Consider the following 26877-nt stretch of genomic DNA (forward strand, 5'->3'; position numbering starts at 1 on the left):
GAGGAGATTCTTCATGGCTTTGACTGGTGTAATTCGTCCTGGCTATGTCCAGCTCAGGGTTCTGGACTTGGACGAGGCCATTATCCACTACCGCGACCGGATTGGTCTAAACTTCGTCAATCGCGAGGGGGATCGGGCCTTTTTCCAGGCGTTCGACGAATTCGATCGTCACAGTATCATCCTTCGCGAGGCCGATCAGGCGGGCATGGATGTGATGGGCTTCAAGGTCGCCAAGGACGCGGACTTGGACCATTTTACCGAGCGCTTGCTCGATATCGGTGTCCATGTCGACGTGATCCCGGCGGGGGAAGATCCCGGTGTAGGCCGCAAGATTCGGTTTAACACGCCGACACAGCACGTCTTCGAACTTTACGCCGAGATGGCGCTGTCGGCCACCGGTCCGGCCGTCAAGAACCCCGATGTCTGGGTCGTGGAGCCACGTGGCATGCGTGCCACCCGCTTTGATCACTGTGCGCTCAACGGCGTGGATATAGCCAGTTCGGCCAAGATTTTTGTCGATGCGCTTGATTTCTCAGTCGCCGAGGAACTGGTCGATGAAACCAGCGGCGCCCGGCTCGGCATCTTTCTTAGCTGCAGCAACAAAGCACACGATGTCGCCTTCTTAGGCTATCCCGAAGACGGTAAGATCCACCATACCTCGTTCAACCTGGAATCCTGGCACGATGTTGGCCATGCCGCCGACATCATCAGCCGCTACGATATTTCGCTGGATATCGGGCCGACCCGTCATGGGATCACCCGCGGGCAGACGATCTACTTCTTCGATCCCTCGGGCAACCGCAACGAAACCTTCAGCGGCGGTTACATTTATTATCCGGACAATCCGCAGCGCCTGTGGCAGGCAGAGAACGCCGGCAAGGCCATCTTCTACTACGAAAAGGCGCTCAACGACCGCTTCATGACGGTGAACACCTGATCATGGACGGGGTGGTTTCGGTCCGGACAGTAGGCCACGAATTGGCGCTCAAGGCAGCGGCTGCCGCCGTTGCCATGGGTGCGGCGGCGGGCTGTCCGGTCGTTGCCGCGGTGGTCGGCGCGGGGGGAGACCTGGTCGCGTTCGTGCGCGCCAGCGGCTCCCCTTCGCCGTCTGCAAAGATCGCGCAGGACAAGGCTTACAGCGCCGCCAGCTTCCGCGTCCCGACGCCGGATCTCTATGCGATGGTTTCGGGCAATCCGGCCTTGCGCGACGGGATCGTCGCGCAGCCGGGAATAGCGATGTTCGGCGGCGGCCTACCGATCGAAATTGCCGGTGAATTCGTCGGTGCGATTGGTATTTCCGGCGGGAGCGAAGCGATGGACGTCGAGTACGCCAACGCCGGCCTCGCTGCGATCGGCGCAAGGCAATTCTGACGCCCCATGGGTTCTGGCAAAACGTAGGTAATATGCACCAATGACTTCCGTCTCCTCCTCTCCAATCACGGATACTATCCTGAACTTCATCGACGGGTCCTATCGCGAAGGCAGCGAGGGCAAGTCGTTTTCCAACGTCAATCCGGCCACCGGGGCCGAGATCGGGGTTGTGCACGAAGCAAGCCAGGCAGACGTCGCCGACGCCGTGGCTGCGGCCAAGGCCGCGCTTACCGGGCCGTGGGGCAAGATGACCACGGCCGAACGGGTCAAGCTGATCACCGCCGTGGCGACCGAGATCGAACGCCGAGCGGATGATTTCCTGGCTGCCGAAGTGGCCGACACCGGCAAGCCGCGTCATGTTGCGTCGCATATCGATATTCCGCGCGGAGCCGCTAACTTCCGCATGTTCGCCGATGTCGTCTCGACGATGCCGGGCGAAAGCTTCAACACGCCAACCCCCGATGGCGGCCAGGCGTTCAACTATACCGTGCGCAAGCCCAAGGGTGTGGTCGCCGTCGTCTGCCCGTGGAACTTCCCGCTGCTGCTGATGACCTGGAAGGTTGGCCCGGCGCTTGCCTGCGGCAATACCGTGGTGGTCAAGCCGTCCGAGGAAACGCCTCGTACCGCTGCCCTACTGGGCGAAGTGATGAACGCGGTGGGCATGCCCAAGGGTGTCTACAACGTCGTCCATGGATTCGGTCCGGGTTCGGCCGGCGAATTCCTCACGTCCAACCCCGATGTCGATGCCATCACCTTCACCGGCGAAACCGGCACCGGACAGGCCATCATGCAGAAGGCCGCGACCGGCGTTCGCGACATCTCGTTCGAACTCGGTGGCAAGAACCCGGCGATCGTGTTCGCCGATGCCGACCTCGACAAAGCGGTCGAGGGTCTGTCGCGCTCGGTCTTCCTGAACACCGGGCAGGTCTGCCTCGGAACCGAGCGGGTCTATGTCGAACGGCCGATCTTCGATGCCTTCGTGGCGCGGATGGCGGCGGCGGCGCAGGACTTCAAGCCGGGCGTGACCGGTGATCGCGCCTATCTCGGCCCTCTGATCAGCGCCGAGCACCGCGAGAAAGTGCTGGGCTACTATCGCCGTGCGGTCGAGGACGGGGCCACCGTGGTCACCGGCGGCGGCGTTCCTGAAATCTCGGGCGCGGAAGCCGGCGGCTTCTTCGTGGAACCGACGTTGTGGATCGACGTCGCCCACGGCGACACCGTGATGCGCGAGGAAATCTTCGGGCCGTGCTGCGGCATCTTACCGTTCGACAGCGAGGACGAGGTGATCGCGCTGGCAAACGATACGGTATACGGCCTGTGCGCCTCAGTCTGGACCGAAAACCTGTCCCGCGGACACCGCGTGGCGGCGGCGATGGAGGTGGGGGTGTGCTGGGTCAATTCCTGGTTCCTGCGCGATCTGCGCACGGCTTTCGGCGGGTCCGGCCATTCCGGCATAGGCCGGGAAGGCGGGGTGCACAGCCTCGAATTCTACACCGAGATCACCAACATCTGCGTAAAGCTTTAAGACGATGACTATCGACCCTAAAACCATCGAACAAGCGGCTCTGGCGCTGCGCGGCGCCGCCGAAAGCGGCACACCGGTCAGTCCGATCCGAGACCTGATTGCCGCCGGTGGCGTTGAGGCCGCCTATGCTGTGCAGGAATCCAACACCCGGCACTACCTGGCTAGCGGGCGGCGGCTCGTAGGGCGCAAGATCGGCCTGACGTCGCTTGCAGTCCAGCGCCAGTTGGGGGTGGACCAGCCCGATTACGGGATGCTGTTCGCAGACATGGACGTGCCGGAAGGTATCCCGGTGTCGCTTGATCAGGTCATCCAGCCCAAGGTCGAGGCCGAGATTGCGATCGTCGTTGGGCGGGATTTGCCCCACCCCGACATGACCACCGCCGAGATGATCCGCGCGGTCGAATATGTCGTTCCGGCAATCGAGATCGTCGACAGCCGCGTCGCCAACTGGGACATCAAGATCTGGGACACGATCGCCGACAACGCGTCGAGCGGACTGTTCGTGCTCGGCGCGGTGCCGCGCAAGCTAGATAGGCTGGATTTGCGCACGTGCGGCATGGTTATGGAGGTAAAAGGCGAACCGATTTCGGTCGGCGCCGGGATCGCCTGTCTTGGTAGCCCAATCACCTCTTCCCTGTGGCTGGCGCGGGTCATGGCGAATGCCGGGCGGCCCCTGCTGGAAGGCGACGTGATCCTTTCGGGCGCGCTCGGCCCGATGGCCGGGGTTTCTCGCGGAGATGTCGTTGAAGCGCGGATCAATGGGCTTGGCACTGTCCGAGCTACGTTTGCTGCTGACTGAATTGGAAGTGGAGGTTGGTCAAATGGCCAGGATGAAGTGCGCAATTATCGGTTCCGGCAATATCGGCACTGATCTGATGATCAAACTGCTCAAGGGCTCGGACACTCTGGAGCTGGCAGCGGTAGTCGGGATCGATCCGGCCTCGGAAGGCCTGGCGATGGCCCGCGAAAGGGGCGTGGCCACCACTCACGAGGGGATCGAGGGCCTGTGTCGGATGCCGCAATATGCCGATATCGGCATCGCCTTCGATGCGACTTCGGCCTATGCGCACAAGGCGCATGACGAGATACTCGCCCGCGACGGCAAGCTGATGGTCGACCTGACACCGGCAGCGATCGGTCCGGCGACCATCCCGCCTGTCAACCCCGCGGTCGATGCGACCGTTCGCAACATCAACATGGTGACCTGCGGCGGCCAGGCTACGATTCCGATCGTCGCGGCGGTCTCGCAGGTGGCCAAGGTGCACTATGCGGAAATCGTCGCGTCGGTTTCGTCGCGCTCCGCCGGTCCCGGCACCCGTGCCAACATTGATGAGTTCACCCGCACCACCGCGCGGGCGATTGAGACTGTCGGCGGTGCGGCCAAGGGCCGGGCTGTGATCATTCTCAATCCCGCCGAACCGCCGATGATCATGCGCGATACGATCTTCACGCTGTCGGAAATGGTCGATGAGGAAAAGGTGCGCGATTCGGTCCTGGCGATGATTGCCAGGGTGCAGTCATACGTGCCGGGCTACCGGCTCAAGCAGGACGTGCAGTTCGAACGCTTCGGTTCGAACCGGCCGCTCAAGATCCCCGGCTACGGTGAATTCGAAGGCCTCAAGACCAGCGTGTTCCTCGAGGTCGAGGGCGCGGGCGATTATCTGCCCAACTATTCCGGTAATCTCGACATCATGACCGCTGCCGCCAAGGCGGCAGGCGAGAGCTTGGCCAAGACTCATATGGAAAAGATCGCAGCATGACCTTTGATCCAACATCTGATCGGCTCTACATCCAGGACGTGACCTTGCGCGACGGGATGCACGCCATCCTGCATATGTATGGCACCGACAGCGTGCGCACGATCGCCAAGGCGCTTGACGAGGCAGGGGTGGATGCGATCGAGGTCTCGCACGGCGATGGCCTGAACGGTTCGACCTTCAACTATGGGTTTGGCGCCCATACCGACTGGGACTGGATCGAGGCTGCCGCTGATGTCATCCAGAACGCGGTGCTGACAACGCTTCTGGTGCCCGGCATCGGCACCGCCGAAGAACTCAAGCGCGCCTATGCCATGGGGGTGCGCTCCGTGCGCGTCGCGACCCACTGCACCGAGGCCGACGTCGGCAAGCAGCACATCGGCATCGCGCGCGATCTGGGCATGGACGTATCGGGCTTTCTGATGATGAGCCACATGATCGAGTCCGAAGCGCTCGCGCAGCAGGCGCTGCTGATGGAAAGCTATGGCGCGCATTGCGTCTATGTCACCGACAGCGGCGGGGCGCTCGACATGGATGGCGTGATCGCACGTCTCCAAGCCTATGACCGGGTGCTCAAGCCTGAAACCCAACGCGGCATCCATGCGCACCACAATCTGTCCTTGGGCGTGGCCAATTCGATCGTCGCCGCGCAGACGGGCGCGGTGCGGATCGACGCGAGCCTTGCCGGGATGGGTGCGGGAGCCGGTAACGCACCGCTCGAGGTGTTCATCGCCGCCGCCAACCGCAAGGGCTGGAAGCACGGCTGCGACGTGATGGCGCTGATGGACGCGGCGGACGACATCATACGCCCGCTTCAGGACCGTCCGGTGAGGGTCGATCGCGAGACGCTCAGCCTGGGCTATGCAGGCGTCTATTCAAGCTTCCTGCGCCATGCGGAAAAGGCAGCGGAACAGTACGGAATCGATACCCGCGAGATCCTCGTCGAATTGGGCAACCGCCGGATGGTCGGAGGCCAGGAAGACATGATCATCGACGTTGCGCTTGATCTGATCAAAGCTAAGGCCAACTGAGATGGACAGGCTGGCGAAATACGCGGAAATGCTCGACTCTGCACAGCGTGAAGCAACAGCTACCCCGCAAATCACCCCTGTGGACACCGCTTTCACGGTGGAAGAGGCCTATCAGGTGCAGAAGCTCTCGGTCGATCGGCGCCTGTCGCGTGGCGAACGGCGCATCGGCGTCAAGATGGGGCTGACCAGCCGGGCCAAGATGTTGCAGGTCGGCGTCGACGAAGTGGCCTGGGGCAGGCTGACCGATGCGATGCTGGTCGAGGAAGGATCCGCCCTTTCGCGCGCGCGCTACGTCCACCCCCGGGTCGAACCGGAAGTCGCCTTTCTGATGAAGGCCCCGCTGGTCGGTAAGGTGACTGCCGCCGCTGCGCTGGCAGCAGTCGAAGCGATCGCCCCGGCGATGGAGATCATCGACAGCCGTTACGAGAACTTCAAGTTCGCGCTCGAGGACGTGATCGCCGACAACACTTCCTCGTCGGGGCTGGTGATCGGATCCTGGCACGATCCCCGGATCGATTTTTCGAATCTGGGCGTGATCCTCGAAATCGATGGCGAAGTGGTACAGGTCGGGTCGACCGCGGCGATCCTTGGCCACCCCATCCGTTCGCTGGTTGCTGCGGCCCGGCTGGTTGCCGAAGCGGGCGAACAGATCAACGCCGGTGACATCGTCATGGCTGGCGGCATCACCGCCGCGCCCAACCTGGCTCCCGGCCAGACCGTGCGGACGACCGTGCAGAACCTTGGCGCGGTCATGTTCCAGGTGGAGGCCTGATATGCCGATCATCGAGGTCAACCTGCTCGAAGGGCGCCCGCCGGAAGCCAAAGAGCGGCTGATCCGGGCGCTGACCGATGCTGCCATCGGTGCGATCGGGGCGCCGCGTGAGTCAGTTCGCGTCATCCTTCGCGAGATGGACCCAGCGCATTTCGCGGTGGGGGGGGTAAGCTTTGCGGCGAAGGCCGCTGCCGCGCAGCCCCGAGTCGAAGAAGATTGGTCGAATGAGGCTTGAGCCCTACCAGATCCGGATCCTCGGAGGGGGGCAGTTCGCTTGCCCCGAGGGTGAACGCGTACTGATCGCGATGGAGCAGTTTGGTTCCAGCGATATAGGAGTGGGCTGCCGTGGCGGTGGTTGCGGGTTTTGCCTGGTTCGAGTTGTTGAAGGCGAATACCGGACCGGCAAGATGAGCACGGCCAAGGTTTCTGTCGCCGACCAGGCAAAGGGATACGCCCTGGCCTGTCGGATCTATCCGATGGATGACCTAGTCATCGAAGTTCTATGAAAACCAAGGGAGAGTTGTCATGGCTACGCAGTTGAAAAGTACAGAAAACGACTACGGCATTAAGTCCGAGTACGGCCATTATATCGGCGGCGAGTGGATTGCCGGGGACAGCGGCAAGACCATCGATCTACTCAATCCCTCGACCGGCAAGGTGCTGACCAAGATCCAGGCCGGCAATGCCAAGGACATTGAGCGTGCGATTGCCGCTGCCAAGGCTGCTTTTCCCAAGTGGTCGCAAAGCCTGCCCGGCGAGCGCCAGGAGATCCTGATCGAAATTGCGCGCCGGCTGAAGGCACGCCAGTCGCACTACGCGACGCTCGAAACGTTGAACAACGGCAAGCCGATGCGCGAATCGATGTTCTTCGACATGACCCAGACTATCGGTCAGTTCGAGCTGTTCGCTGGCGCGGCCTATGGCCTGCATGGCCAGACGCTCGATTATCCCGATGCGATCGGCATCGTTCACCGCGAACCGCTCGGTGTCTGCGCGCAGATCATCCCGTGGAACGTACCGATGTTGATGATGGCGTGCAAAATCGCACCAGCGCTGGCATCGGGCAACACTGTCGTTCTGAAGCCGGCCGAGACGGTCTGTCTTTCGGTGATCGAATTCTTCGTGGAAATGGCCGATCTGCTGCCGCCGGGTGTGATCAACGTCGTCACCGGCTATGGTGCGGATGTGGGCGAGGCGCTGGTCACCAGCCCCGATGTCGCCAAGGTAGCATTCACCGGTTCGATCGCCACTGCCCGCCGTATTATCCAGTATGCCTCCGCAAACATCATCCCGCAGACGCTCGAGCTGGGCGGCAAGTCGGCGCACATCGTGTGCGGCGATGCCGATATCGACGCGGCGGTGGAAAGCGCTACGATGTCGACTGTGCTCAACAAGGGTGAGGTCTGCCTGGCCGGTTCGCGCCTGTTCCTGCACCAGTCGATCCAGGACGAGTTCCTGGCCAAGTTCAAAACCGCGCTTGAAGGCATCCGCCAGGGCGATCCCCTCGATATGGCAACCCAGCTTGGCGCCCAGGCGTCGAAGATGCAGTTCGACAAGGTAGAAAGCTACCTGCAGCTCGCAACCGAGGAAGGGGCCGAAGTTTTGACCGGCGGCACCCGCGCCGATGCTGCAAATCTGGCGGGTGGCAACTTCATCAAGCCGACGGTGTTCACCAATGTGAAGAACACAATGCGCATCGCGCAGGAGGAGATCTTCGGGCCGGTGACCACTGTAATCAGCTGGAACGACGAAGCCGACATGATGCAGCAGGCCAATGCCACCACCTACGGCCTGGCCGGCGGCGTGTGGACCAAGGATCTTGCCCGCGCCCACCGGATCGCGCGTCAGCTTGAAACCGGCACGGTCTGGATCAACCGCTACTACAACCTTAAGGCCAACATGCCGCTGGGCGGTTACAAGCAGAGCGGCTTCGGGCGTGAATTCAGCCATGAAGTGCTGAACCACTACACCCAGACAAAGTCGGTCGTGGTCAACCTTCAGGAAGGCCGCGTCGGGATGTTCGATCAGTGATCGAGAACCCGCGATCTTCGGGAGGAACGATGTGACTGCAAGGCTCGAAGGACAAGTGGCGCTGCTAACCGGCGGCGCCACAGGGATCGGTGAGGCGGTCGTCGCGCGCTTTATCGAAGAAGGTGCCAAGGTTGGCGTCCTGGTCAGGGATGCCGCTCAGGCCGACTTGGTGCGTACGCGGCATGGCAACGCAGTAGTCGTGATTGAGGGCGATGTCCGCAATTATGTCGACAACGAAAAGGCAGTCGTCGCAACCGTGGCTGCATTCGGCAAGCTTGACGTGTTCGTCGGCAATGTCGGGATCTGGGATTTCATGACCCCGCTTGCGGACATGGAACCCGAAAAGCTCTCGGAAACGCTGGACGAGATCTTCGGCGTCAACGTAAAGGGCTACTTCCTTGGCGCCCGTGCCGCAATTCCGGAGTTGCGTAAGACCAAGGGCAGCATCATCTTTACTGCCTCGACTTCAAGCTTCTACACCGGCGGTGGCGGTACGCCCTATGTGGCGTCGAAGCACGCCGTGCTGGGCCTGATCCGCCAGCTCGCCTGGGAACTAACCCCCGACGTCAGGGTCAACGGCGTGGCGCCAGGCGGCACCCGAACGCCGCTGGGCGGTACCCATGCGGGCGGAACAGCCGATGTTCACATGGAAGATATGGAAGGGCTCGACGCGATGATTGCCGGGATGACGCCGCTCGCGCGGATCGCCGAACCGGATGATCACTCCGGCCTCTATGCCTTGCTCGCCTCGCGTCGGGACTCGGCCTACATGACAGGAACGGTTTTGCTCAGCGACGGTGGAATCGGCATCGGCAAACGCCCCGGAAGCTGAAGCGGCTTAGATCTCTCCACCCTTGGCGGGTGCTCGATTCGTCGAGCGCCCGTCTTTTTTTACGTGCGATTGCTGCGATCAAGAAAGCGGTCGGCCGAAATGACCGAACGTGAGAGGCCGGCGGCAAGCAATTGCGCTTCGGCAAAGTCGATCATCGCCGGTGGGCCACACAGATAGGCTTCGTGCGCCGCCAGGTCTGCAACGCCCGCAATCTGCTCGGTGATCAGCCCACGCGCTCCTGCCCAGTCGCTGTCTGGCTCTTCATCCGACAAGGCCGGGACGAATTCGAAAGGGGCCATCCAGCGTTGACGAAGGGCCGCAATTTTGTCGAGGGCATAGAGATTGGACTTACGGCGCGCACCGTACAGCAGGTGCACCGCCCGGTCTGCGCCCCGGTCGAGCGCCTGCTCCAGAATCGAGATGATCGGCGCTAGACCACTACCCCCGGCGATGCAAAGAATGGGGGCAGTGCTGTCCTTGAGGGCGAATTGCCCATAGGGGGCGGTAACCTTCAGCTCCATTCCGGTGCGATCGGTGCAGAACAGCCAGTCGGTAAATGCGCCGCCCGGAACGTGCCGGATGTGAAAATGCAGTTGCTGGGTGGGTTCACCAACCGTCGCGAAGGCGAATGAATAACTGCGTGCACCTTCGATGCCGGGAGCGGTCAGATCAGCGTATTGTCCGGGAGTGAAGGCCAGTGGCCGATCCAGTTCGATGGTCAGCCCGATTATATCCTCGCATAGCCGTTGTGCGGCGACGATGGTGCCGCGATATGTAGCAATGGCGATCCCTTGCGAGAGTGGCGCATCAACCGCGATTGTCAGATCCGAGCGCGGAATGGCCTGGCAGGCGAGGCGAAAGCCGCTGCGCAGTTCGTCGCCCTCAAGTGCAAGGGCCGACGGGCTCAATTCGCCGATCTTGCCAGACACGAGCTTGAACTTGCAGGTACCGCACGAGCCAACCTTGCAATCGTGCGGCATGGCCAGACCCGCGTCCAGCATCGCTTCAAGAAGTGTCTTGCCCGCCGGTATGTCAAGCGTGGTCGGCGATCCTTCCACGGTTACGGTGTTCATCTTGGATTTGCGCAGGAAAGAAAACATTGTCGGGTTTTTCCGAAATGGGCGGGCGGAATCTGCAGTTGCAGATTGTCGCCCGAATGAGGGTGGACGATTGGCCTGGCGTTCAAGTGCTGGCCAGCCAGCGCGGCCAGCCAGCCTGTGCGTTGGCCTGATCCGCCAGCTTGCGTTCGCCGGGGGTGGCGAAACGTTCGTCCCAGTCCTTGAGGCGCGGTTGCGCGATGAAGCGGAACCAGACCGGCGGGATCAGTCCGGCGGCGAAGCACAGGAACAGTGAGGGCATCTGCGGCGCTTGCGGTTCGGGCTTCAGCGCATAGAAGGGGATATGCCCGTCAAGGTGATGGTTGATGTGGTTGGTGATTTCCGCACCGATCGGCCGGACGATCGCGCCAAGGTGGTTCCAGGCGTGATGGAGCTCGATCGGCGCCCCTTCGACCCGGATCAGGCCATAGTGCTGGAAGTAGTTGAACCCCTCCACGAACATCTTGGCCATTACCATCGCGCCGACAGCGGTCAGCGCCGCGCCAAGGCCTGCCGTCAAGCCCACAAAGACGATGATACTGCCCGATAAGAGCGGCAGTAGCCACACCGGATTGCGCCATCCCAGCGAAGCATGGCCAAGCTTGCGGAGGATTTCGGCCGACTTTTCCCAAGTATCCTTGTAGGAACCCCAACTCGCCTGGAACACGAAGCTGTAGATGGTCTGCCCGCGCCGAGGGGTATCGCTATCCTTGGCCGTGTCGAGATGGACGTGGTGGGTGACGATATGGGCAATATCGCGATTGGGGTCGCCGTAGAACGCGCTCAGACACTTGGCGACATAGCGAGGAAACCAGTGGCGGCGGTGCATCAGCTCATGCGCCACCGGCAGGGTCGGCACCGCCGAGAGCCAACCCAGGCTGAGCAGCGATCCGGCCAGTTGCCAGCTTGAATTGTCGGCGCCGGTGATCGGGTTGATCGCGGTCGCAACCGATCGGGCAAAGGCCCAGACCAGCAGGATCATGCACGGGAGCTGGAGGTACATGGCGAAATCGCCAAGCAGTGCCGTGCCCTGCGCGCGCATCTTGTGGTCCGCCGGCAGCAGGATATCCAGCGTCATCAACACCGGAAAGGTCGCCGCGCCCAGCCAGACGTAGCTGCCGCCGAGCATGAATCCGATAACGCCCGCCAAGGTCATGACCGGAATGAGAAAATAGCGCAGTCCGTCCATCGGATTTCTCCTTAGTTATTCTGTTCTGGCCTTGCCCGTCGAGGCAAGGGTGAGGGCGGTGGCGGTCCGCCGCCCTCGGGCCTTCATCAGTACTTGTAGGCGAGCTTGAGGAACCATTCGCGCGGACGCGAGAAGCTGGCCGTTGCGGCGCCGCCGACGTTGAGATCGACATAGCCGCCCTGCAGATAGCGCTTGTCGGTCAGGTTCGTGACGCCCGCAGTCAGGGTGAAGTGCTCACTCCTGTCGGTGAACGAGGCACTGGTGCCGAACACGCTGTACGCGGGCTGGAACAGTTGCGGGCTGTTGACTGCATCCTTGAAGGTGCCGCTCTGGTAGGACCAATCGCCGCGCAGGGTCAGCTTGCCCATGCTGCCTTCATAGACGTCGGCGTTGATCGCGGCCGAAGCTGTCCACTTGGGAACGAAGGCGAACTTCGAATCCAGCGTGACTGGCGCCGCGCTCGGATCGATCTTGGTGTAGTAGGCATCGAGATAACCCACGCCGAAGTTCACGCGAACCTGTTCGATCGGGGCAGCTTCGCCTTCGATCTCGAAGCCCTTGATCCGGCCGGCACCGGCGTTGCGAACCTTCGGAGCGATCCCTTCGTTCACAGTGATCTGCATGTCGCTGTAATCGGAAAGGAACGCCGCGATGTTCAGGCGCAGGCGCCGGTTGAACAGTTCGTTCTTCAGGCCGATTTCGTAGGATTCGACGAATTCCGGCGTGAACGAGGGGGTCGCGATTTCAGCTGGGAAGATGCGCTGGCTGAACCCGCCGTTCTTGAAGCCTTTCGAATAGGACGCATAGATCAGCGAATTGTCGGTTATCTTGTAGTCCGCCGAGATCGCCGGGGTCCACTCCTTGGCCTTGGCCGAAACCTCGATGGCCGGCATCGTGTGGTTGCCGCCCGGGTTGGTCGCCGAAGGCGTGCAGTTCGGTAGCGGGAAACCGGCCAGCGGGCCTGACGGGAACAGGTTGGCCGCCGGGTTTGCCTGTCCGACGAGGCACTGGCTGAACGCGACGAATGCGCCCTGCGGATAGACCGATGCCAGCACTGGATCGAGTTGCGAGCGGTCGTTGAAGATCGTCTGCACAGACGGGTCGAACCGCTTGGTCTCGTTAGTGTAGCGGATGCCCGGCGTGATCGAGAACCGGTCGGTCACCTTGAAGGTGGCCTGCAGGTATGAGGCATAGCTGTCGTTGTCGATGTCGCCGCCAGTAAAGAACTGGGCAAACCCGAATTCCATCGGGGTGTAGTCAGTGCCCTTTTCCTTGAGATAATAGCCGCCCAGAACGAACTTCACCTGGCCATCCATCAGGCTTCCGGTAAACTGCAGTTCCTGCGAGGCCTGCCACACATCGATATCGCTTGCGATCCGCAGGATCGTATGCGGAGTGCCGTCGAAATCGTATTCCATGTGCGAACTCTGGTCGCGGTAGGCCGAAATCGACTTCAGGCTGAAATCGCCGAAATCGTAATCGAGGGTGAGGTTCGTGCCCCATAGATCGAAGTCCGACCGGTTGACGCCGCCAGCCCAGGTGGTGTCGATGTCGCCAGTGATCCAGCGGGTGCTGGCGCAGGCCGGGTTGCCGGTCGGCGCAAGGGTACCCGGAACGCCAAACCCGCCCCAAGGTGCTCCACAGCTGCCATCGGTGACGCGGATCTTGTTCCAGAAATACATCGAGCTGGGCGCAGCGATCTGGCGGTTGGGGCCGCCGGGTGTCGTCGCGCTGTTCGGGATATCGACGAAGCGCAGCGGCACGTTCTGGTCCTGCAGTTCGAGCAGCGAAATGGCCGTCTGCTCTTCGCGGCGGATGTTGATATCCCCGCTGAGGCTGACGGTCAGCTTATCGGTCGGCTCCCACTTGAACGCAATGCGTCCGCCGAAGCTGTCCTTGTTGCCCTGGCGGCCGCCGTCGAACAAACGCTTCTGGTAGCCGTCGCGGGTTTCATAGGAAGCAACCGCGCGCATTGCGAGATTGTCGCTCAGCGGCACGTTGATCATGCCCTTGAAATCGGCGCGGTTGAACCGGCCGGTCGCCGCTTCGAGCTTCAGGTCAAATTCGTGTTGCGGCTGGACGGAATTGACGACGATCGCGCCGCCGATGGTGTTCTTGCCGAACAACGTGCCCTGCGGCCCGCGCAGGATCTGCACATCAGCGATGTCGGTCATGTCGAGCAGCGCACCGACCGAGCGGGCGACATAGACGCCATCGACATAGATGCCCACGCCGGTATCCACGGTAATGTTGAAGTCGTTCTGACCGACGCCGCGGATGAACGCGGTGATCGTGGCGCTGGAACCGGAGATGTTGGCAACCGGCGACATGTTCACGTTGGGCGCGAACTTGGCCACCTGGGCGACGTTGTTGACTTCGCGCGCTTCGAGCATCTCGGCATTCATAGCGGTGATCGCGACCGGCGTTTCCTGCAGGTTCTCAGACCGCTTGCGCGCAGTCACGATGATTTCACCTAGACCGCCGGCCCGTTGCTCCTCGGCCTGAGGCTCGCTTGCTGCTGCATCCTGCGCATGCGCCGTCATCGGCACAAGCCCGGTAGATACTACGATCGCCGAGGCGCTGGCGCGCAGGACGGCTTTCCTGAAATACATCAATCGGTTTGTCATTTGGCATTCTCCCTCGTGTTTTATCATTACTATTTATAAAGGTGGATAGACTAAACGTAGATGTTGAGGTTCTTGCTCAACATTACATTGTGCTTGAGGATCGCTCGGCGTTTGACCAGTTGAAAGCTGTTGCCGACCTGACGCCAGATATCGATACGGTTGCCGATTAGCGAATCCTCGTCGCGTTCGTTGCGATTGCGATAAGCATAGAAGTTCGAATAGACTCGGAACTCGTCGGCCTTTTCGGTAAGCTCCACCTCGACGTTGGTGATGATATGGGTGTAGCGCGTCGCCGGATCCTCCGACCAGGCCGTTCCGGTCTCGAGCCGAGAAAGCCGCTTGAGGATTTCGGGCTTGCTGTCGTTGTAATAGGCCATCCGGGTCAGGTCGGTCACCTGCTCGGTCTTGTCGCGGCGATAGCGGGTTTCGATCCCCGGCATGTGGTAATGCAGGTCTTCCGCCAGCATGCTGGCCCAGGCCTTGTAGTGTTCATCGTCGAGCAGCCGTGCTTCGCGATACAGCGTCTGGGTCAGCGCGTGGGTCAGTTCGAGCGATGCGGTAGTCCCTTCACATGTGCGCTCGAGGGTTGCGGTGTCGGTCATAGCTGTAGTTCCTCTCAGAGCGCGAACAGGCCAGGAAGATCGCGGGTTTCGCCCACATTGCCCAGCTGCGGTTCGGGCCGTGCCGGCATCTTGCCGAATTCGTCATGGGTCATCATGTCGAGCCAGCGCTGATAGAAGCCGCGCTGGTTGGCGTCGTTGTACTGGCCGCGATAGACGATGCCCGGCAGGGTATCGTGTTCGATCTGGCGGCCGATCCCGCAGCGATAGTGCAGGCGCTCGTGCCGGGTGACGACGCCGCGGTTGACGGTGGTGCAGTTTTCCCAGTTTTCGCCGTCATCCATCTCGAAGGTGCCACCGGGGCCAAAGGTCTGCATCACGCCTTTGGTCACTTCCTCCTTGATGTCGTCGGGCATGTTCTTGTTGACGATCACCCAGGTCTTCAATTCGAACTGCATTGGCCCCTTGGGTTGCCACTGGCGGAAGGTGGAAATGCCCGGCAGGAACGAGACGTTGGGGAAGATCGATGCCGAGGCGACCGAACCGAAGATCTTCGAGCGCATCTCGCCCAGGCGTTCTGCCATCTTCGGGCGGATCTTGTTGTAATAGTCCATCACCTTGGGGCGCCCGAGCAGGAAGAGGTCGCCCACGCCTTCGGTGCCGAATTCCCAGCCGTGGCCGTTCACGCTGGCGTGATAGGAATTATCCATGTCGATCGGCGGGAACGGCTGGCCGTTGTTCATCGACCGAGTGCCCGAATCATGCGTCCAGCCGGCGTGATAAGCGTCGCCGATGAAGTTCTCGACCCCGAACTTCCAGTTCGCGCTGATCACCGACTTGATGCAGCCGCCAATGAATTCGGTGCCGCCTTCCTCGTTGTCGAGGATCATGTCGAGATACCACCGGAAATCGCCTAGCCAGGCTTCCAGGCTCGGCGCATCGCTGTTGAAGGTGGCGAACACCAAGCCCTTGTAGTTGCCGACCTTGGCGACGTTCTTGAGGCCATGGTTCTTGAAGTCGATATCGCCCGCGTCGTAGCAATATTCCTCGTGCATGCCCTTGAGGTCGCCGGCGGTGTCAAACGCCCAGCCGTGGTAATTGCAGACGAACCGACGGGTGTTCCCGGCATCGGCGAAGCACACCTTATTGCCGCGGTGCGGGCAGGAATTGAGCATGACCCGGATCGAACCGTCGGGCTGGCGCGCGACGATCACCGCGTCTTCACCCATGTGGGTCGTCAGGAAGTCCCCGCTGTTTGGGATCTGGCTTTCGTGGGCAACGAACAGCCACGACCGCGCGAAGATGCGGTACAGCTCCTCCTCGTAGATGTCCGCATCCGAAAAGATCCGGCGGTCAAGCCAGCCTTCCTTGAGGTCCATGTAGCGTGAATAATCCGGTTCGCGACCGATCCGTTCGAAGCGCATGATTGTTCTCTCCCGTCAGGCTTGTTCAGAAAAAGGCGTTGAGGTTGCTGTCCGGCAGCACGGAATGGTCCAGCACGATTTCGCGCGCGGCCAGCAGCCAAGCGCTGCCTTCGCTGCGCCAGAGGTCAGTGCGTCCGGCGGTGAGCAGGCGGGTGGTGCCATCGATCCGATTGCGGTGCATCCCCAGCACCGAATGGACCCGCACCTCGTTATCGGCCCGGGTGGCCAGCACCTCGACGTTGGAGACAGCGCGGCGGATGTAGTTGGGCGGATCTTCGGCCCAGACGAAGCCGGATTTCAGGCGATCCACCCGCATTTTCAGCCTACCCAGATCCTCGTTGAAGATTACCCCTGGGCCAAGTGGAAAAGGCGGCGAACGGTCAGCGCGGAACCTTCGGCTCTTCAGTTCCAGGCGATAGCTGACGTCTTTGCCAAGCATGGCCAGCCAGCCGTCGAGATCTTCGTTGTCGAGCAGCCGGGCTTCGCGGTGGAGTGCCTGGGTAACTGCAACGATCACCTCCACCGGGGGAGGGGCAAGCGGTCGGTCAAGCATGCTCGGCCTCCTCGTCGGTCAGCGAGTTAATGTTGTACGTGGGCACTTCGGCCCAGGTTTCCGCCATCATGTGCTCTTGCCAGCGGCGGTAGAAATAGCGCTGGTTGTGTTCGCTTACCAAGCCGGAGGCGATATCGCCGGGGAAGCCCTCGCGCTTGCCCGAGCGGCCCAGCGCCATGTTGGTGTAGACATCCATCTGCGCCGTGCGCCAGCCGCGCGACTGTTCGGTGCAGGCGGTCAGATTGTCGCCATCGTCGTTGTCGAAAAGGCCCGCCAAGCCGAAGGTCAGGCACTGGTTTTCGAGAATCTGCGCTTTCACCGCCTCGGGCATGTCGTTTTCGGCCATGGCCCAGGTCCACTGTTCGATCTGGGTGGGACCCTTTGGATGATAGACCCGGAACCAGTTGAGCCCGGGCAGCAGTTGCAGGTTGGGGAAAATGGTTATGTTGACCTGCGCACCCCACACCTGCCTGCCGCGCACTTCGCCCAGACGGTCGATCACCGTCTGGCGGTTGGCCTCTAGGTATTCGAGGATCGGCTTGGGATCAGGATAGAAGGCGTAGCCGGAAACGCCGTCGAGCGCGCTCAAGACCATGTGCCCGTTCATGCCGGCGACCGACAGCCCGCCATCGAGATCGACCCCGGAATTGCCGACGCTGAGCCCGGTGAGGTCCATCGACTGGACTGCTGCCATCGCGCCGGCATGTGCCCAGCCCAGGTGATAGCCATCGCCGCAGACGTTCTCGACTGGCAGCTTCCAGTTGGTGCCCAGCACCATCTTCTGCGTCTCGCCGAGCAGTGCCGATCCGCCCGGCATGGCATCCAGCCAGACATCGAGGAAAAACTTGGCATCGCCCAGATAGTCATCGAGGCTGGGCGAATTGGCATCCCAGCAGCCGAACACCAGGCCCTTGTACTCGGCCACTTTCGTCACCGGGATCAGGCCGAACTTGGTGCGGTCGAGTTCGCCGAAATAGGCCTCGCTTTCCAGCGGCACCCCGGCGAGCGCGCCGTCCGGGGAAAAAGACCAGCCGTGATAGTTGCAGGTGAAGGCGCGCGCATTGCCGCGATCGGCGCGGCAGATCCGGTTCCCGCGGTGGGTGCAGCTGTTAAGGAACGCCTTGATCGACCCGTCCTTCTGGCGGATCACGATCACATCGTCTTCGCCCATGAAGGTGCGGAAATAGTCGCCCGGCTTCGGAATCTGGCTGGTGTGGACCAGGAACAGCCAGCAGCGCCCGAAGATCCGCTCAAGTTCCTGCCGATAGATGTCTTCGCTCGCGTAGATCGAGCGCGATTGGCGCCCGGTGCGTGAATCAACCAGATCGGCAATGTTGTCGTTCATTTGATCCTCTCCCAACAGCATGGCTAAAGCCGCCATCGATTTTTCTTGTCGGGACAGTTATAAGCACGAATCGTGCCAATATCGTTTTCGGGCCGATTTACCGCAGTCCGGTTGGTCAATCCCACGGCGAGGCACCGTGCAGATCGACGTATATGTAAATGTCGAGGCTTAAGTCTGGGCCGGAAGTTACGAATCTGATAAGCTGACCGGATGGAGACGCTCCCAGGATACGCCGACCTTGCCAGCAAGCTGCTGTTCTCACCGGAAATGGGCCGGATCTGGCATGACGGTGAACGCTGCGTACTGCTCAGCCAAGCGGCCCTGGCCAGCTGGCGCAGCCGCCTGGTGGCCGAATTGGGGCTAGAAGCGGCCAGCCGGTTCTTCTGGGGTGTCGGTTTTGCCGAAGGCGCACGGTGCGCGATCGGCGCGAAGAAATTGCGCCCGGATGGTGATTATCTCGAAGCATTCGCGGTCGGACCGCAGGCACACGCCTTGACCGGGTTCGGCTGGACCCAGATCGAAACTCTTGAAAACGATCCCTCGCGGGGGCATTTCGAAGGCCGGTTCACGGTCCACGATTCGATGGAGGCGGCGATCCATCTCAACGCGATGGGGCACAGCACCGATCCGGTGTGCTGGATGCAGACCGGCTTTGCAAGCGGCTTTGCCACAACCTTCGCGGGACAACCGATCATCATGCGCGAAGTGGAATGTGCGGGGCGAGGCGATGCTGCCTGCGTACTTCACGCCAAACCAAAACCCGAATGGGATCAGTTGGACGACCTCGAATTGGCCGCGACGCCGCTGGTCCTGTCCGAAACGTGGCATGATGCGGGCCAAACGGTGATTGGGATATCGGCAGCGTTCCTCTCAGCCAAGACCATGATCGAACGCACCGCAGCGAGCAATGCGACGCTGCTGTTAATGGGCGAGACCGGGGTCGGCAAGGAAGTGCTGGCCAAGCTCGCTCATCGGCTGAGCACGCGCGAGGCGGAGCCGTTCATCGCGCTCAACTGCGCGGCGATCCCTGAGGGGCTGATCGAATCGGAGCTGTTCGGCGTGGCCAAGGGGGCCTATACTGGCGCGGTTGCCGCCCGGCCCGGTCGGTTCGAGCTGGCCAATGGCGGCACGCTGTTCCTGGACGAGATATCGACACTGTCGCCACTTGCACAATCGAAGATTCTGCGCGCTGTCCAGGAAGGTGAGTTCGAGCGGGTCGGCGATACGCGGACGATCAAGGTGGATGTCCGATTGATCGCAGCATCGAATGTGGAACTTAACGAGGCGGTGCGGGAAGGCACGTTTCGTGCCGACTTGTTCTACCGGATATCGACTTTACCGGTCCGGGTGCCGCCGCTGCGCCAGCGCCGCGAGGACATTCCGGTGCTGCTGGAACACTTCCGTCTGCGTTATGCCCTGCGCCATGGCCGAACAGTATCGGGCTTCACTCCGCGGGCGATTAACGCGCTGTTGGCTTACGATTTCCCGGGCAATGTGCGCGAACTTGAGCGAATGGTGGAACGCGCCGTGCTGTTGGCGGACGACGGACGAGCGATCGACGTCAGACACCTGTTCTTGGAAACCGACGGCCTCGAATTGAAGCCGGCGATGTGCATGACCAACGATGGCAGGATCAGCGCCGTTGACAATGTTGGTAGTCGCGCCAACTTGGTGCGCCAGATGCTGGATCTGATCGTCGATGAGGGCGGAAGCCTGCTGGAAATGGAAGGGCTGGTGATCCGCGAGGCCCTTGATGCAAGTGGGGGCAACGTTGCTCGCGCGGCGCGCACCTTAGGCTTTACCCGTCGGCAGCTCGCCTTGCGTCTTGAAAAAATGGAAATCCAGGAATCCGCCTAGCGCGCGTTAACTCTCGCAACGCATTGCATATTGTGCAAAGAAGGTCTATAGGGAGGTGCGCCTTCCGGCAATAAGACCGGGAAAGCACGCAAAGTTGGGAGAATCGCATGAAATCGGTAGCCGTGGTCGGAGCAAATCTTGCGGGTGGCCGCGCGGTGGAGTCCTTGCGCCAGGCTGGCTTCGATGGCCGGATCACCCTTATCGGCGAAGAACCGTGGCGGCCCTACGAGCGCCCGCCCCTGTCCAAGGAGGTGTTGTGGGATCCGGCCAATGTACCGGACAATTTCTTCCTTCATGACGAGGCCTGGTACGCCGCCAACCGCATCGAAATGCGGCTTGGCACGCGTGCCGAAGCGCTCGACCTGGCGGCGAGCGCTGTGCGCCTGACGGGCGGAGACCTGGTCCAAGCCGACCGCATCCTGCTGACCACCGGTGGTTCCGCCCGCAAGCTCAACATGGAGGGTGCCGACGCCGCCAACGTGCATTACCTGCGCACCCGGGACGATGCCACCCGGATGGCGACGGACCTCAGGGACGGCGCCCGGATCGTCATCATCGGCATGGGTGTGATCGGGGCTGAAGTCGCGGCCAGCGCGGTCAAGCTGGGGTGCCGAGTGACCGCGATCGAACCGCTTGCCGCGCCTATGATTCGCGCGCTCGGGCCGCAGTTCGGGCAATGGCTGGGCGAGGAACATCGCCAGCGCGGCGTCGACACCCGCTTCGGACGCGGCGTGAACGCGATGAAGGTGCTTGACGGGCGGGTGACGCAGGTCGAACTCGATGACGGATCACTGGTGGATTGCGATGCCGTGGTAGTCGGGGTCGGGATAGTGCCGGAAATCAGCCTAGCCCGGGACGCAGGCATCGTCACCAATAACGGCATCATCGTCGATCGGCGGTGCCGCTCCAGCAATGAGAATGTCTTTGCCGCCGGCGACGTGGCCGAACAGGAGAGCTTCTTCGGCGGCCATATCCGCCAGGAAACCTACCAGAATGCTGCCGATCAGGCTCAGGCCGCGGCGCTCGCCGTGCTCGGGCAGGGCGTCGATTACTGCAAGCCGGTGTGGTACTGGAGCGACCAGTTCGATCTCAATATCCAGTTCTGCGGCCATATCCCGGTGCAAGCCGAGGTAACCCTGCGTGGAGACATGGCAAGCAACCAGTTTACCGCATTCTTCCAGTCAGGCGAGATGATCGAGGGCATCCTGACTGTCAACCGCGCCCCAGACATGGGCATCGGCAAACGGCTGATCGAGCGCCGAGCCAATGCCCAGGCCGCGCAGCTGGCCGATGCCGATGTGTCGCTCCGCGATATCCTCAAGCAGGCTGGTTAGGCTCGTAAGGCGGGCGGGATCAGCCGATCCCGCCACCTGCGACGTAGAGGGTTTGGCCGGTGATGTAGGACGCCTCGTCGGCGGCTAGAAAGCAGATCGCGGCGGCCAGTTCCTCGGGCTCGCCGAAGCGACCCAGCGGGGTATCGCGCAAGGTCTGCTCCATCACCTCGCCAAAGCCCTTGCGGTCCGCGTCGGAATGCGGAGCGGTATTACGCGGGGTGACACGGGTCACGTTGACCCCGCCAGGAGCCACGCAATTTACCCTGATGCCACAATCCTCCAGTTCCAGCGACAACGCAGCGGTCAGCGCCGCCACGCCACCTTTCGCAGCCGCGTAGGGCACGCGATTGACCCCGCGCGTTGCCACCGAGCCGATGTTGACGATCGCGCCGCGACCCGCCGCGCGCATGTGGGGCAGCACTGCATGGCAACACCACAGCGTCGGCCACAACGAGCGATTAATTTCGGCGACGATTTCTTCGGTGGTGTATTCCCAATAAGGCTTGGCCCAGATCGTGCCACCGACATTATGGACGGCCACGTCGATCCGCCCGAATTTATCGCTTACAGCGTTGTACAGGGCAGCGGCTCCAGCCTGTTGCTCGAGGTCGTGGATGGCGGGGTGAGCGTCGACAGATTCGGCCATAAGTCGCGCAACCGCATCCAGTGTCGCCTGTTCTGCACGATCGGCAACGACGACTGTGGCGCCTTCTCGCCCTAGGCGCTGGGCCGTAGCAAAGCCGATGCCCTGGGCTGCTCCCGTGACAATCGCGATCTTGCCTGCAAATCTTACGTTTGCGTCTGTCATCTCTGATTTCTCCAAACCCGCACCCGTCCGGCCGGAAGGGTGCAATCCTAGTCACATTCGGCTTCATAAATCCGCATTCCTCCCTTGCCAAGCCCGTGGGCAATGCGTTACATATTGGCTAATGATTGAAAATCTTTGGGAGATGTTGCGTGGCGCGTGAACTGCTGACTGCTGCTGATATAAAGGGTGCCTGGGCGATCGTGCCGACGCCCGCCAAGGAAGGTGCTACCGATTGGCGCGCCACTGATACGGTTAATGTCGACGAAGCAGCCCGCATGGTCAACGGCCTGATCGAGGCCGGAGTCGACGGCATCCTGAGTATGGGAACGCTGGGCGAGGCCGCGACCATGACGCTTGACGAAAAGCTCGTCTTTATGAAGACTATCGTAGATGCCGCAGCGGGCCGGGTTCCGGTGTTTGTCGGCACAACCTGTATCAACACCCGCGACACCATCGCGCTGACCCGCGAGGCAGTCGATATCGGCGCGACCGGGACGATGCTGGGCGTACCGATGTGGTGCGCGCCGAGCGTCGATGTCGCGGTCCAGTTCTACAAGGATGTCGCTGAGGCGGTGCCCGATATCAATATTGCAATCTATGCCAATCCCGAAGCATTCAAGTTCGATTTCCCGCGCCATTTCTGGGGTCAGGTCGCCGAAATCCCCCAAGTTGTTACTGCCAAGTATATCGGTGTTGGCACACTGCTGCCCGATCTGGCCGCAATCAAGGGGCGGATCAAGCTGCTGCCGATCGACTTCGATTACTATGGCGCGGCGCGGATGGACGATTCGGTCGATGCCTTCTGGACAAGCGGCGCGGTCTGCCATCCTCTCGTCAGTACGACATTGCGCGATCTCGTCGCACAGGCCCGCGCCACCGGCGACTGGAGCAAGGCCAAGACCTTCATGGGGCGGCTCGCGCCCACGGCAGCAACGCTGTTTCCCAATGGCAGCTTCAAGGAATTCTCCACCTACAACATTCCGCTGGAAAAGGCGCGGATGACCGCCGGTGGATGGATGAACGCCGGACCTTGCCGTCCACCCTATCACTTATGTCCCGAAAGCTATCTCGAAGGCGCGCGTAATTCGGGCCGGATGTGGGCCGAACTGGGCAAAGCGCTCGAAACAGAGCGTTGAAGACGGTCAGATAAACGATCACTGGAAATGCGGGAGCAAGAGGATGGCTGACGCGACCTTGACCTGGCCGAAGAATTATAACGAAGTTCCCAAGGCGGCCTTTACGCGATCGGATCTCTACTTGGAAGAGATCAAGCGGATATTTCACGGCCCGGAATGGCATCCGGTTGCGCACGAAAGCGAGTTGCCCAACCCAGGCGATTTCCGGACGATCCGCCTCGCAGGAATCCCGCTGTTGATCTCGCGGGATGAAGGGGGCGAGGTTCGCGTGTTTTACAATGCCTGCTCGCATCGCAGCAACCAGCTCGAAACTGCGGTAATGGGTAACAAAACCGAGTTCGAATGCCCCTATCACCGTTGGCTGTTCAGTGCCAAGGGCGAGCTTGTTGGATGTCCCAACCCGCGCGAATTCGTACCCGGTTTCGACAAGGCGGACTACCCCTTGGGGCAGCCGCGCTTCGATCTGTTCTACGGCCTGATATTCGTGACGTTCTCGGCTGAGACAGAACCCCTTGACCAGTTTCTCGGCGAAGCAGGAGAAACCCTGCGCGAACTGATGGCGGGCGACGGTCGCCTTAAACTGCTGGGCTATCAGAAGGTTCGCTATGACAGCAACTGGAAGGGTTACAACGACAACGACGGCTACCATGCCCCGCTGCTCCACGCGGCATTCAAGATGCTCAATTGGCAGGGCGGCAAAGGGCGGCAGTATACCGCCACGAAACGCGGCCATGTCTGTTTCGAGTCGGCACTCTCCGTGGCGAGCGGTCCCAGCGTTCTAAAAGATAAGGATCTGATTGCCTTCAAAGGGCAGGATCCATCAGTCGGGTCACGCATCGTCCAGTTGTTCCCGACTTTCGTTTCAACCAAACATCTCGACGTCATAAACCTGCGCTTCGCGACCCCAATCGATGCCGAAACGACCGAGGTCCACTACGCCTATTTCGCCCACCAGAACGACGATGCGGACATGCTTCGCCACCGGTTACGGCAAAGCTCCAATTTACTGGGTCCATGCGGTTTAATTAGCATGGAAGACGCTTCGATCTTCCACCGGATCCACATCGGCAGCCACACGCCTGGCAATGCGATCTTCCAGAAAGGCGTGCGTGATCCTGCCAAGCTCGAGTCCGAGTTTTCGCAGAACGATGAAAGCGGTAACCTTCCGCGCTGGGAATATTACCGCTCGGTGATGGGATTCGAAAGGGCACAAGCATGATGCTTTCGCCCACCAAACTGGAATGCGCTCTTGACCGCCTGCTGCTGGCGGACGCCAACGCGCTCGACAGCAAAGACATGACAGGCTGGCTCACTAACTATGCCGAGGAAGAACAGGCATCTTATTACTGCCGTGCGGCCGAGAACACAGAACATAACCTCGAACTCGGCTTCATGTTCGACGATTGTAGGGCGCGACTGGAAGATCGCGTCACTTATGTCACAGAGATCTGGGCAGGGACCTTTCAGGACTACCGCACTCGCCATTTCGTTCAGCGGGTCAGCCATCGGCAGGTCGATGCCAGCACAGCAGAGGCCATGTCCAACTTTTCGGTTTTCATGACGCCGATGGATACCGGGGTCACTCAAATTCTTGCCGCAGGTCGCTATCTCGATATGGTTCGGCTTTCGGGCGATGGTCGGGCCAAGTTTCTGTCCCGCCGTGCCGAATTGGATACGTCAGTACTCCCGCGATATCTTGTCTACCCGATATGAAAAGTTATGCAATATAGCTAAATATTCCAGAGAAATACCGATCTATATTATAGCTTTAGCAGTAATCTTCGGAAGATTTCGATATGAGTTCACAATGTAAGATGGTGAAATTGCCAAAAGATATCGCGGATAAAATTATACGCTTTTCAACTGGAAGAACGGATTCAATGTTACAGAAAGAGCTTGGGATAAGCTATAATACGTGGAGAAAAATTAAGCGAGGACAGCCACTTAGAGAAAGCTTAGCGGCAAGAATAATATCTAGAATTAGTATAATATAATCATATTCTTATCAAGAGATTAATTTTCCTTAATTTCCTTAATCTGTCACTGACATTATCGAGCACCATTTTTTTCGATGATCCGAAGCCATGTAGGATTTATGCGGCAAAAAAATGTCCTATCAATCAGTTCAAAGAGAGAACTGAAAAAAAGTGCGCGTCGCAAAAATATCGTAAACGTTGCGATGAATGCATTTTTAGAGAGTGGCTACGATAATGTCACTATGTCTGATATTTCTAGTATATTGGGCGGGTCGAAGAGCACTCTTTGGCAATATTTTGATCACAAGGAAGACATTGCTGTTGCCGCTATTGAATTGAAAGTTCAGTTATTTAGAAATTTTCTTGATCTCGATATTTCCGAATGTAGTAGTATAACCAGTATGTTGAATTTATCTTCGAAAAGATTTTGCCATTTCTTGATGCGAGATGACACCATCGAAATCGAGCGAATTATAATTATCAACAATCGGCGCATTCCCAAGTTAGGAAATATTTTCTACTCTAATACATTTTTGTATTTTCGAGATCAAGTTTCCTTATTTTTAGCTAATTCTTTATACGACGAAGATCCGGATGACGCGGCTATGCTGTTACTTGATCTTTGCACCTCAGGATTCAATCGAAGGTTGATACTGGAGTTGCGACACGCAAACAACATTCTAGCCGACCAAATCGCTGATCGCGCGGTACAGATTTTTATGAAGATTTACCATAAGTGCCTGGTTCGTCATCATGCGGATTGATTTCATAGTCTTGCGATACGTCGGATGACGATTTGAACGGGCGGGATGAAGACCCAAGCCTTTGCCGAAGCGATGGTTTTCTCGAAGTCCTCTGCTAGGCATCGGTTTCGGTTGAGCCATGCCAACGTCCGTTCGACCACCCAGCGGCCGGGCAGCACCTCGAAGCCTTTGGCGGTATCTGACCGTTTGATGATTTCGATGGTCCATTTCGCCATTCGCCGCAGAGCCTTCCTGAGTTTGTCGCCAGCATAGCCGCCATTTGCGAAGACGTGCCGCAGATACCAAAAGCGCGCGATGATTTCGCGTAGCACCATTGGGACTCCGTCGCGGTCCTGAATGTGGGGCGTGCGGATCACAGCATGCACCAGATCGCGTTCATTCTCAAGCAGGCCGAGGATGGTACGACCGTCGAGGAGGTGTGCCGCAAAGCCGGCATATCGGTTCAGACCTACTATCGATGGCGGAGCAAATATGGCGGACTGATGCCGTCGGAGACGAAGCGGCTGAAGCAGCTCGAGGAGGAGAATGTCCGGCTCAAGCGGCTCGTGGCAAACCTCAGTCTCGACAAAGAGATGCTGCAGGACGTCATCCGCCGAAAAATGTAAGGCCTGATCGAGCTCGGGAGATCGTTGGCTATCTGCGGGCGAACTACCAGGTGAGCGAACGGAGGGCCTGCGGCGCATTTCCGATCAACCGATCGACCCAGCGCTACCAATCCCGTCGCCTCGATCAGGCCGGTCTCAAGATGAAGATCAAGGAGCTGGACACCTTCTGTCATTGGGTGCGGGACTGCAAGGTAGATCGACTTGGGGTTCATGCTTCTGTCCGTGATCGACGCGTGGTCGTCACATGATGCGGTCGGAAAAATCAGGGTAGCCGATCTCGAAA

General features: G+C 60.1%; 25 protein-coding genes and 2 pseudogenes. 18 read left to right on the forward strand and 9 right to left on the reverse strand.

Annotated features, from left to right (window positions below; genetic code table 11):
* Positions 1-13: 13 nt before the first annotated feature.
* The 11 genes from HHL26_RS18480 to hcaB are packed head-to-tail and all read left to right on the forward strand — an operon-like array spanning position 14 to position 9319.
* Entirely contained in the window at positions 14-937 is a 924-nt protein-coding gene (locus tag HHL26_RS18480; protein ID WP_024018961.1) for a catechol 2,3-dioxygenase, read from the forward strand.
* A gap of 2 nt (positions 938-939) precedes the next feature.
* Positions 940-1371, forward strand: a complete 432-nt coding sequence (locus HHL26_RS18485; protein WP_037517470.1) for a heme-binding protein — start codon at positions 940-942, stop codon at positions 1369-1371.
* Between the two features lie 40 nt (positions 1372-1411).
* Complete coding sequence (locus tag HHL26_RS18490) at positions 1412-2896, forward strand: 2-hydroxymuconic semialdehyde dehydrogenase (RefSeq protein WP_008828138.1); 1485 nt, start codon at positions 1412-1414, stop codon at positions 2894-2896.
* 4 nt (positions 2897-2900) lie between these two features.
* Positions 2901-3695: a fumarylacetoacetate hydrolase family protein gene (locus HHL26_RS18495; RefSeq protein ID WP_008828139.1), complete on the forward strand. Its 795-nt coding sequence runs from the start codon at positions 2901-2903 to the stop codon at positions 3693-3695.
* A 22-nt stretch (positions 3696-3717) separates the two neighbouring features.
* Entirely contained in the window at positions 3718-4656 is a 939-nt protein-coding gene (locus HHL26_RS18500; RefSeq protein WP_008828140.1) for an acetaldehyde dehydrogenase (acetylating), read from the forward strand.
* Positions 4653-5684: a 4-hydroxy-2-oxovalerate aldolase gene (gene dmpG / locus HHL26_RS18505; protein ID WP_008828141.1), complete on the forward strand. Its 1032-nt coding sequence runs from the start codon at positions 4653-4655 to the stop codon at positions 5682-5684. The genes HHL26_RS18500 and dmpG overlap by 4 nt, the downstream gene beginning before the upstream one ends.
* Position 5685: 1 nt before the next feature.
* Positions 5686-6456, forward strand: a complete 771-nt coding sequence (locus HHL26_RS18510; protein WP_024020833.1) for a fumarylacetoacetate hydrolase family protein — start codon at positions 5686-5688, stop codon at positions 6454-6456.
* 1 nt (position 6457) lies between these two features.
* On the forward strand, positions 6458-6691 hold the full coding sequence (locus tag HHL26_RS18515; protein ID WP_008828143.1) for a 2-hydroxymuconate tautomerase: 234 nt from the start codon (positions 6458-6460) through the stop codon (positions 6689-6691).
* Positions 6681-6962: a 2Fe-2S iron-sulfur cluster binding domain-containing protein gene (locus HHL26_RS18520; RefSeq protein ID WP_008828144.1), complete on the forward strand. Its 282-nt coding sequence runs from the start codon at positions 6681-6683 to the stop codon at positions 6960-6962. The genes HHL26_RS18515 and HHL26_RS18520 overlap by 11 nt, the downstream gene beginning before the upstream one ends.
* A 19-nt stretch (positions 6963-6981) precedes the next feature.
* Complete coding sequence (locus HHL26_RS18525; protein WP_008828145.1) at positions 6982-8487, forward strand: aldehyde dehydrogenase family protein; 1506 nt, start codon at positions 6982-6984, stop codon at positions 8485-8487.
* A 31-nt stretch (positions 8488-8518) separates the two neighbouring features.
* On the forward strand, positions 8519-9319 hold the full coding sequence (gene hcaB, locus HHL26_RS18530) for a 3-(cis-5,6-dihydroxycyclohexa-1,3-dien-1-yl)propanoate dehydrogenase (RefSeq protein ID WP_031309914.1): 801 nt from the start codon (positions 8519-8521) through the stop codon (positions 9317-9319).
* 59 nt (positions 9320-9378) lie between these two features.
* On the opposite strand, the gene HHL26_RS18535 is transcribed toward hcaB, so the two are convergent.
* The 7 genes from HHL26_RS18535 to HHL26_RS18565 all read right to left on the reverse strand — a co-directional run bounded on the left by HHL26_RS18535 (position 9379) and on the right by HHL26_RS18565 (position 18114).
* Positions 9379-10419, reverse strand: coding sequence for a 2Fe-2S iron-sulfur cluster-binding protein (locus tag HHL26_RS18535; protein ID WP_008828147.1), 1041 nt, complete (start codon positions 10417-10419; stop codon positions 9379-9381).
* Between the two features lie 82 nt (positions 10420-10501).
* Positions 10502-11605, reverse strand: a complete 1104-nt coding sequence (locus HHL26_RS18540) for an alkane 1-monooxygenase (protein ID WP_008828148.1) — start codon at positions 11603-11605, stop codon at positions 10502-10504.
* A gap of 86 nt (positions 11606-11691) precedes the next feature.
* Complete coding sequence (locus HHL26_RS18545) at positions 11692-14232, reverse strand: TonB-dependent receptor (RefSeq protein ID WP_169576414.1); 2541 nt, start codon at positions 14230-14232, stop codon at positions 11692-11694.
* Between the two features lie 50 nt (positions 14233-14282).
* Positions 14283-14834, reverse strand: coding sequence for a 3-phenylpropionate/cinnamic acid dioxygenase subunit beta (locus HHL26_RS18550; RefSeq protein ID WP_008828561.1), 552 nt, complete (start codon positions 14832-14834; stop codon positions 14283-14285).
* A gap of 14 nt (positions 14835-14848) precedes the next feature.
* The gene (locus tag HHL26_RS18555) at positions 14849-16216 is read right to left on the reverse strand and encodes an aromatic ring-hydroxylating dioxygenase subunit alpha (protein ID WP_008828560.1); all 1368 of its coding nucleotides are present in this window, start codon (positions 16214-16216) and stop codon (positions 14849-14851) included.
* Between the two features lie 25 nt (positions 16217-16241).
* The gene (locus HHL26_RS18560; protein ID WP_024020830.1) at positions 16242-16769 is read right to left on the reverse strand and encodes an aromatic-ring-hydroxylating dioxygenase subunit beta; all 528 of its coding nucleotides are present in this window, start codon (positions 16767-16769) and stop codon (positions 16242-16244) included.
* The gene (locus HHL26_RS18565) at positions 16762-18114 is read right to left on the reverse strand and encodes an aromatic ring-hydroxylating dioxygenase subunit alpha (RefSeq protein ID WP_008831827.1); all 1353 of its coding nucleotides are present in this window, start codon (positions 18112-18114) and stop codon (positions 16762-16764) included. Before HHL26_RS18565 ends, HHL26_RS18560 begins: the two co-directional genes overlap by 8 nt.
* Positions 18115-18324: 210 nt before the next feature.
* On the opposite strand from HHL26_RS18565, the gene HHL26_RS18570 reads away from it, so the two are divergent.
* Positions 18325-19971, forward strand: coding sequence for a sigma-54-dependent Fis family transcriptional regulator (locus tag HHL26_RS18570; protein WP_024020829.1), 1647 nt, complete (start codon positions 18325-18327; stop codon positions 19969-19971).
* Between the two features lie 107 nt (positions 19972-20078).
* A complete protein-coding gene (locus HHL26_RS18575; protein ID WP_008829811.1) occupies positions 20079-21305 on the forward strand; it encodes an FAD-dependent oxidoreductase in 1227 nt (408 codons plus the stop codon).
* A 19-nt stretch (positions 21306-21324) separates the two neighbouring features.
* On the opposite strand, the gene HHL26_RS18580 is transcribed toward HHL26_RS18575, so the two are convergent.
* Entirely contained in the window at positions 21325-22113 is a 789-nt protein-coding gene (locus HHL26_RS18580) for a 1,6-dihydroxycyclohexa-2,4-diene-1-carboxylate dehydrogenase (protein ID WP_024020828.1), read from the reverse strand.
* A 149-nt stretch (positions 22114-22262) separates the two neighbouring features.
* Between HHL26_RS18580 and HHL26_RS18585 the strand changes: the two genes are divergently transcribed.
* From HHL26_RS18585 to HHL26_RS18600, 4 genes are all read left to right on the forward strand, one after another.
* Positions 22263-23249 carry a dihydrodipicolinate synthase family protein gene (locus HHL26_RS18585; RefSeq protein WP_008829814.1) on the forward strand — a complete coding sequence of 329 codons (987 nt, stop codon included), beginning with the start codon at positions 22263-22265 and terminating at the stop codon, positions 23247-23249.
* A 43-nt stretch (positions 23250-23292) separates the two neighbouring features.
* Complete coding sequence (locus HHL26_RS18590; protein ID WP_008829815.1) at positions 23293-24468, forward strand: aromatic ring-hydroxylating dioxygenase subunit alpha; 1176 nt, start codon at positions 23293-23295, stop codon at positions 24466-24468.
* Entirely contained in the window at positions 24465-24962 is a 498-nt protein-coding gene (locus HHL26_RS18595) for an aromatic-ring-hydroxylating dioxygenase subunit beta (protein ID WP_024020827.1), read from the forward strand. Before HHL26_RS18590 ends, HHL26_RS18595 begins: the two co-directional genes overlap by 4 nt.
* A 382-nt stretch (positions 24963-25344) precedes the next feature.
* Entirely contained in the window at positions 25345-25989 is a 645-nt protein-coding gene (locus tag HHL26_RS18600) for a TetR/AcrR family transcriptional regulator (protein ID WP_008829817.1), read from the forward strand.
* A gap of 2 nt (positions 25990-25991) precedes the next feature.
* On the opposite strand, the pseudogene HHL26_RS18605 reads toward HHL26_RS18600, so the two are convergent.
* A pseudogene (locus HHL26_RS18605) lies at positions 25992-26357 on the reverse strand (transposase); the annotation flags it as partial.
* Here HHL26_RS18605 and HHL26_RS18610 point away from each other — a divergent pair.
* A pseudogene (locus HHL26_RS18610) lies at positions 26349-26665 on the forward strand (transposase); the annotation flags it as partial. The pseudogenes HHL26_RS18605 and HHL26_RS18610 overlap by 9 nt on opposite strands.
* Positions 26666-26877 lie beyond the last annotated feature (212 nt).

The organism is Sphingobium sp. TB-6 (assembly GCF_012927365.1).
GTDB lineage: Bacteria > Pseudomonadota > Alphaproteobacteria > Sphingomonadales > Sphingomonadaceae > Sphingobium.

What these genes read in the sequence shown, in the direction of transcription:
- HHL26_RS18480 (WP_024018961.1), top strand. Translation starts at nt 14, where the DNA reads ATGGCTTTGACTGGTGTAATTCGTCCTGGCTATGTCCAGCTCAGGGTT.
- HHL26_RS18485 (WP_037517470.1), top strand. Translation starts at nt 940, where the DNA reads ATGGACGGGGTGGTTTCGGTCCGGACAGTAGGCCACGAATTGGCGCTC.
- HHL26_RS18490 (WP_008828138.1), top strand. Translation starts at nt 1,412, where the DNA reads ATGACTTCCGTCTCCTCCTCTCCAATCACGGATACTATCCTGAACTTC.
- HHL26_RS18495 (WP_008828139.1), top strand. Translation starts at nt 2,901, where the DNA reads ATGACTATCGACCCTAAAACCATCGAACAAGCGGCTCTGGCGCTGCGC.
- HHL26_RS18500 (WP_008828140.1), top strand. Translation starts at nt 3,718, where the DNA reads ATGGCCAGGATGAAGTGCGCAATTATCGGTTCCGGCAATATCGGCACT.
- dmpG (WP_008828141.1), top strand. Translation starts at nt 4,653, where the DNA reads ATGACCTTTGATCCAACATCTGATCGGCTCTACATCCAGGACGTGACC.
- HHL26_RS18510 (WP_024020833.1), top strand. Translation starts at nt 5,686, where the DNA reads ATGGACAGGCTGGCGAAATACGCGGAAATGCTCGACTCTGCACAGCGT.
- HHL26_RS18515 (WP_008828143.1), top strand. Translation starts at nt 6,458, where the DNA reads ATGCCGATCATCGAGGTCAACCTGCTCGAAGGGCGCCCGCCGGAAGCC.
- HHL26_RS18520 (WP_008828144.1), top strand. Translation starts at nt 6,681, where the DNA reads ATGAGGCTTGAGCCCTACCAGATCCGGATCCTCGGAGGGGGGCAGTTC.
- HHL26_RS18525 (WP_008828145.1), top strand. Translation starts at nt 6,982, where the DNA reads ATGGCTACGCAGTTGAAAAGTACAGAAAACGACTACGGCATTAAGTCC.
- HHL26_RS18535 (WP_008828147.1), bottom strand. Translation starts at nt 10,419, where the DNA reads ATGTTTTCTTTCCTGCGCAAATCCAAGATGAACACCGTAACCGTGGAA.
- HHL26_RS18540 (WP_008828148.1), bottom strand. Translation starts at nt 11,605, where the DNA reads ATGGACGGACTGCGCTATTTTCTCATTCCGGTCATGACCTTGGCGGGC.
- HHL26_RS18545 (WP_169576414.1), bottom strand. Translation starts at nt 14,232, where the DNA reads ATGACAAACCGATTGATGTATTTCAGGAAAGCCGTCCTGCGCGCCAGC.
- HHL26_RS18550 (WP_008828561.1), bottom strand. Translation starts at nt 14,834, where the DNA reads ATGACCGACACCGCAACCCTCGAGCGCACATGTGAAGGGACTACCGCA.
- HHL26_RS18555 (WP_008828560.1), bottom strand. Translation starts at nt 16,216, where the DNA reads ATGCGCTTCGAACGGATCGGTCGCGAACCGGATTATTCACGCTACATG.
- HHL26_RS18560 (WP_024020830.1), bottom strand. Translation starts at nt 16,769, where the DNA reads ATGCTTGACCGACCGCTTGCCCCTCCCCCGGTGGAGGTGATCGTTGCA.
- HHL26_RS18565 (WP_008831827.1), bottom strand. Translation starts at nt 18,114, where the DNA reads ATGAACGACAACATTGCCGATCTGGTTGATTCACGCACCGGGCGCCAA.
- HHL26_RS18570 (WP_024020829.1), top strand. Translation starts at nt 18,325, where the DNA reads ATGGAGACGCTCCCAGGATACGCCGACCTTGCCAGCAAGCTGCTGTTC.
- HHL26_RS18575 (WP_008829811.1), top strand. Translation starts at nt 20,079, where the DNA reads ATGAAATCGGTAGCCGTGGTCGGAGCAAATCTTGCGGGTGGCCGCGCG.
- HHL26_RS18580 (WP_024020828.1), bottom strand. Translation starts at nt 22,113, where the DNA reads ATGACAGACGCAAACGTAAGATTTGCAGGCAAGATCGCGATTGTCACG.
- HHL26_RS18590 (WP_008829815.1), top strand. Translation starts at nt 23,293, where the DNA reads ATGGCTGACGCGACCTTGACCTGGCCGAAGAATTATAACGAAGTTCCC.
- HHL26_RS18595 (WP_024020827.1), top strand. Translation starts at nt 24,465, where the DNA reads ATGATGCTTTCGCCCACCAAACTGGAATGCGCTCTTGACCGCCTGCTG.
- HHL26_RS18600 (WP_008829817.1), top strand. Translation starts at nt 25,345, where the DNA reads ATGCGGCAAAAAAATGTCCTATCAATCAGTTCAAAGAGAGAACTGAAA.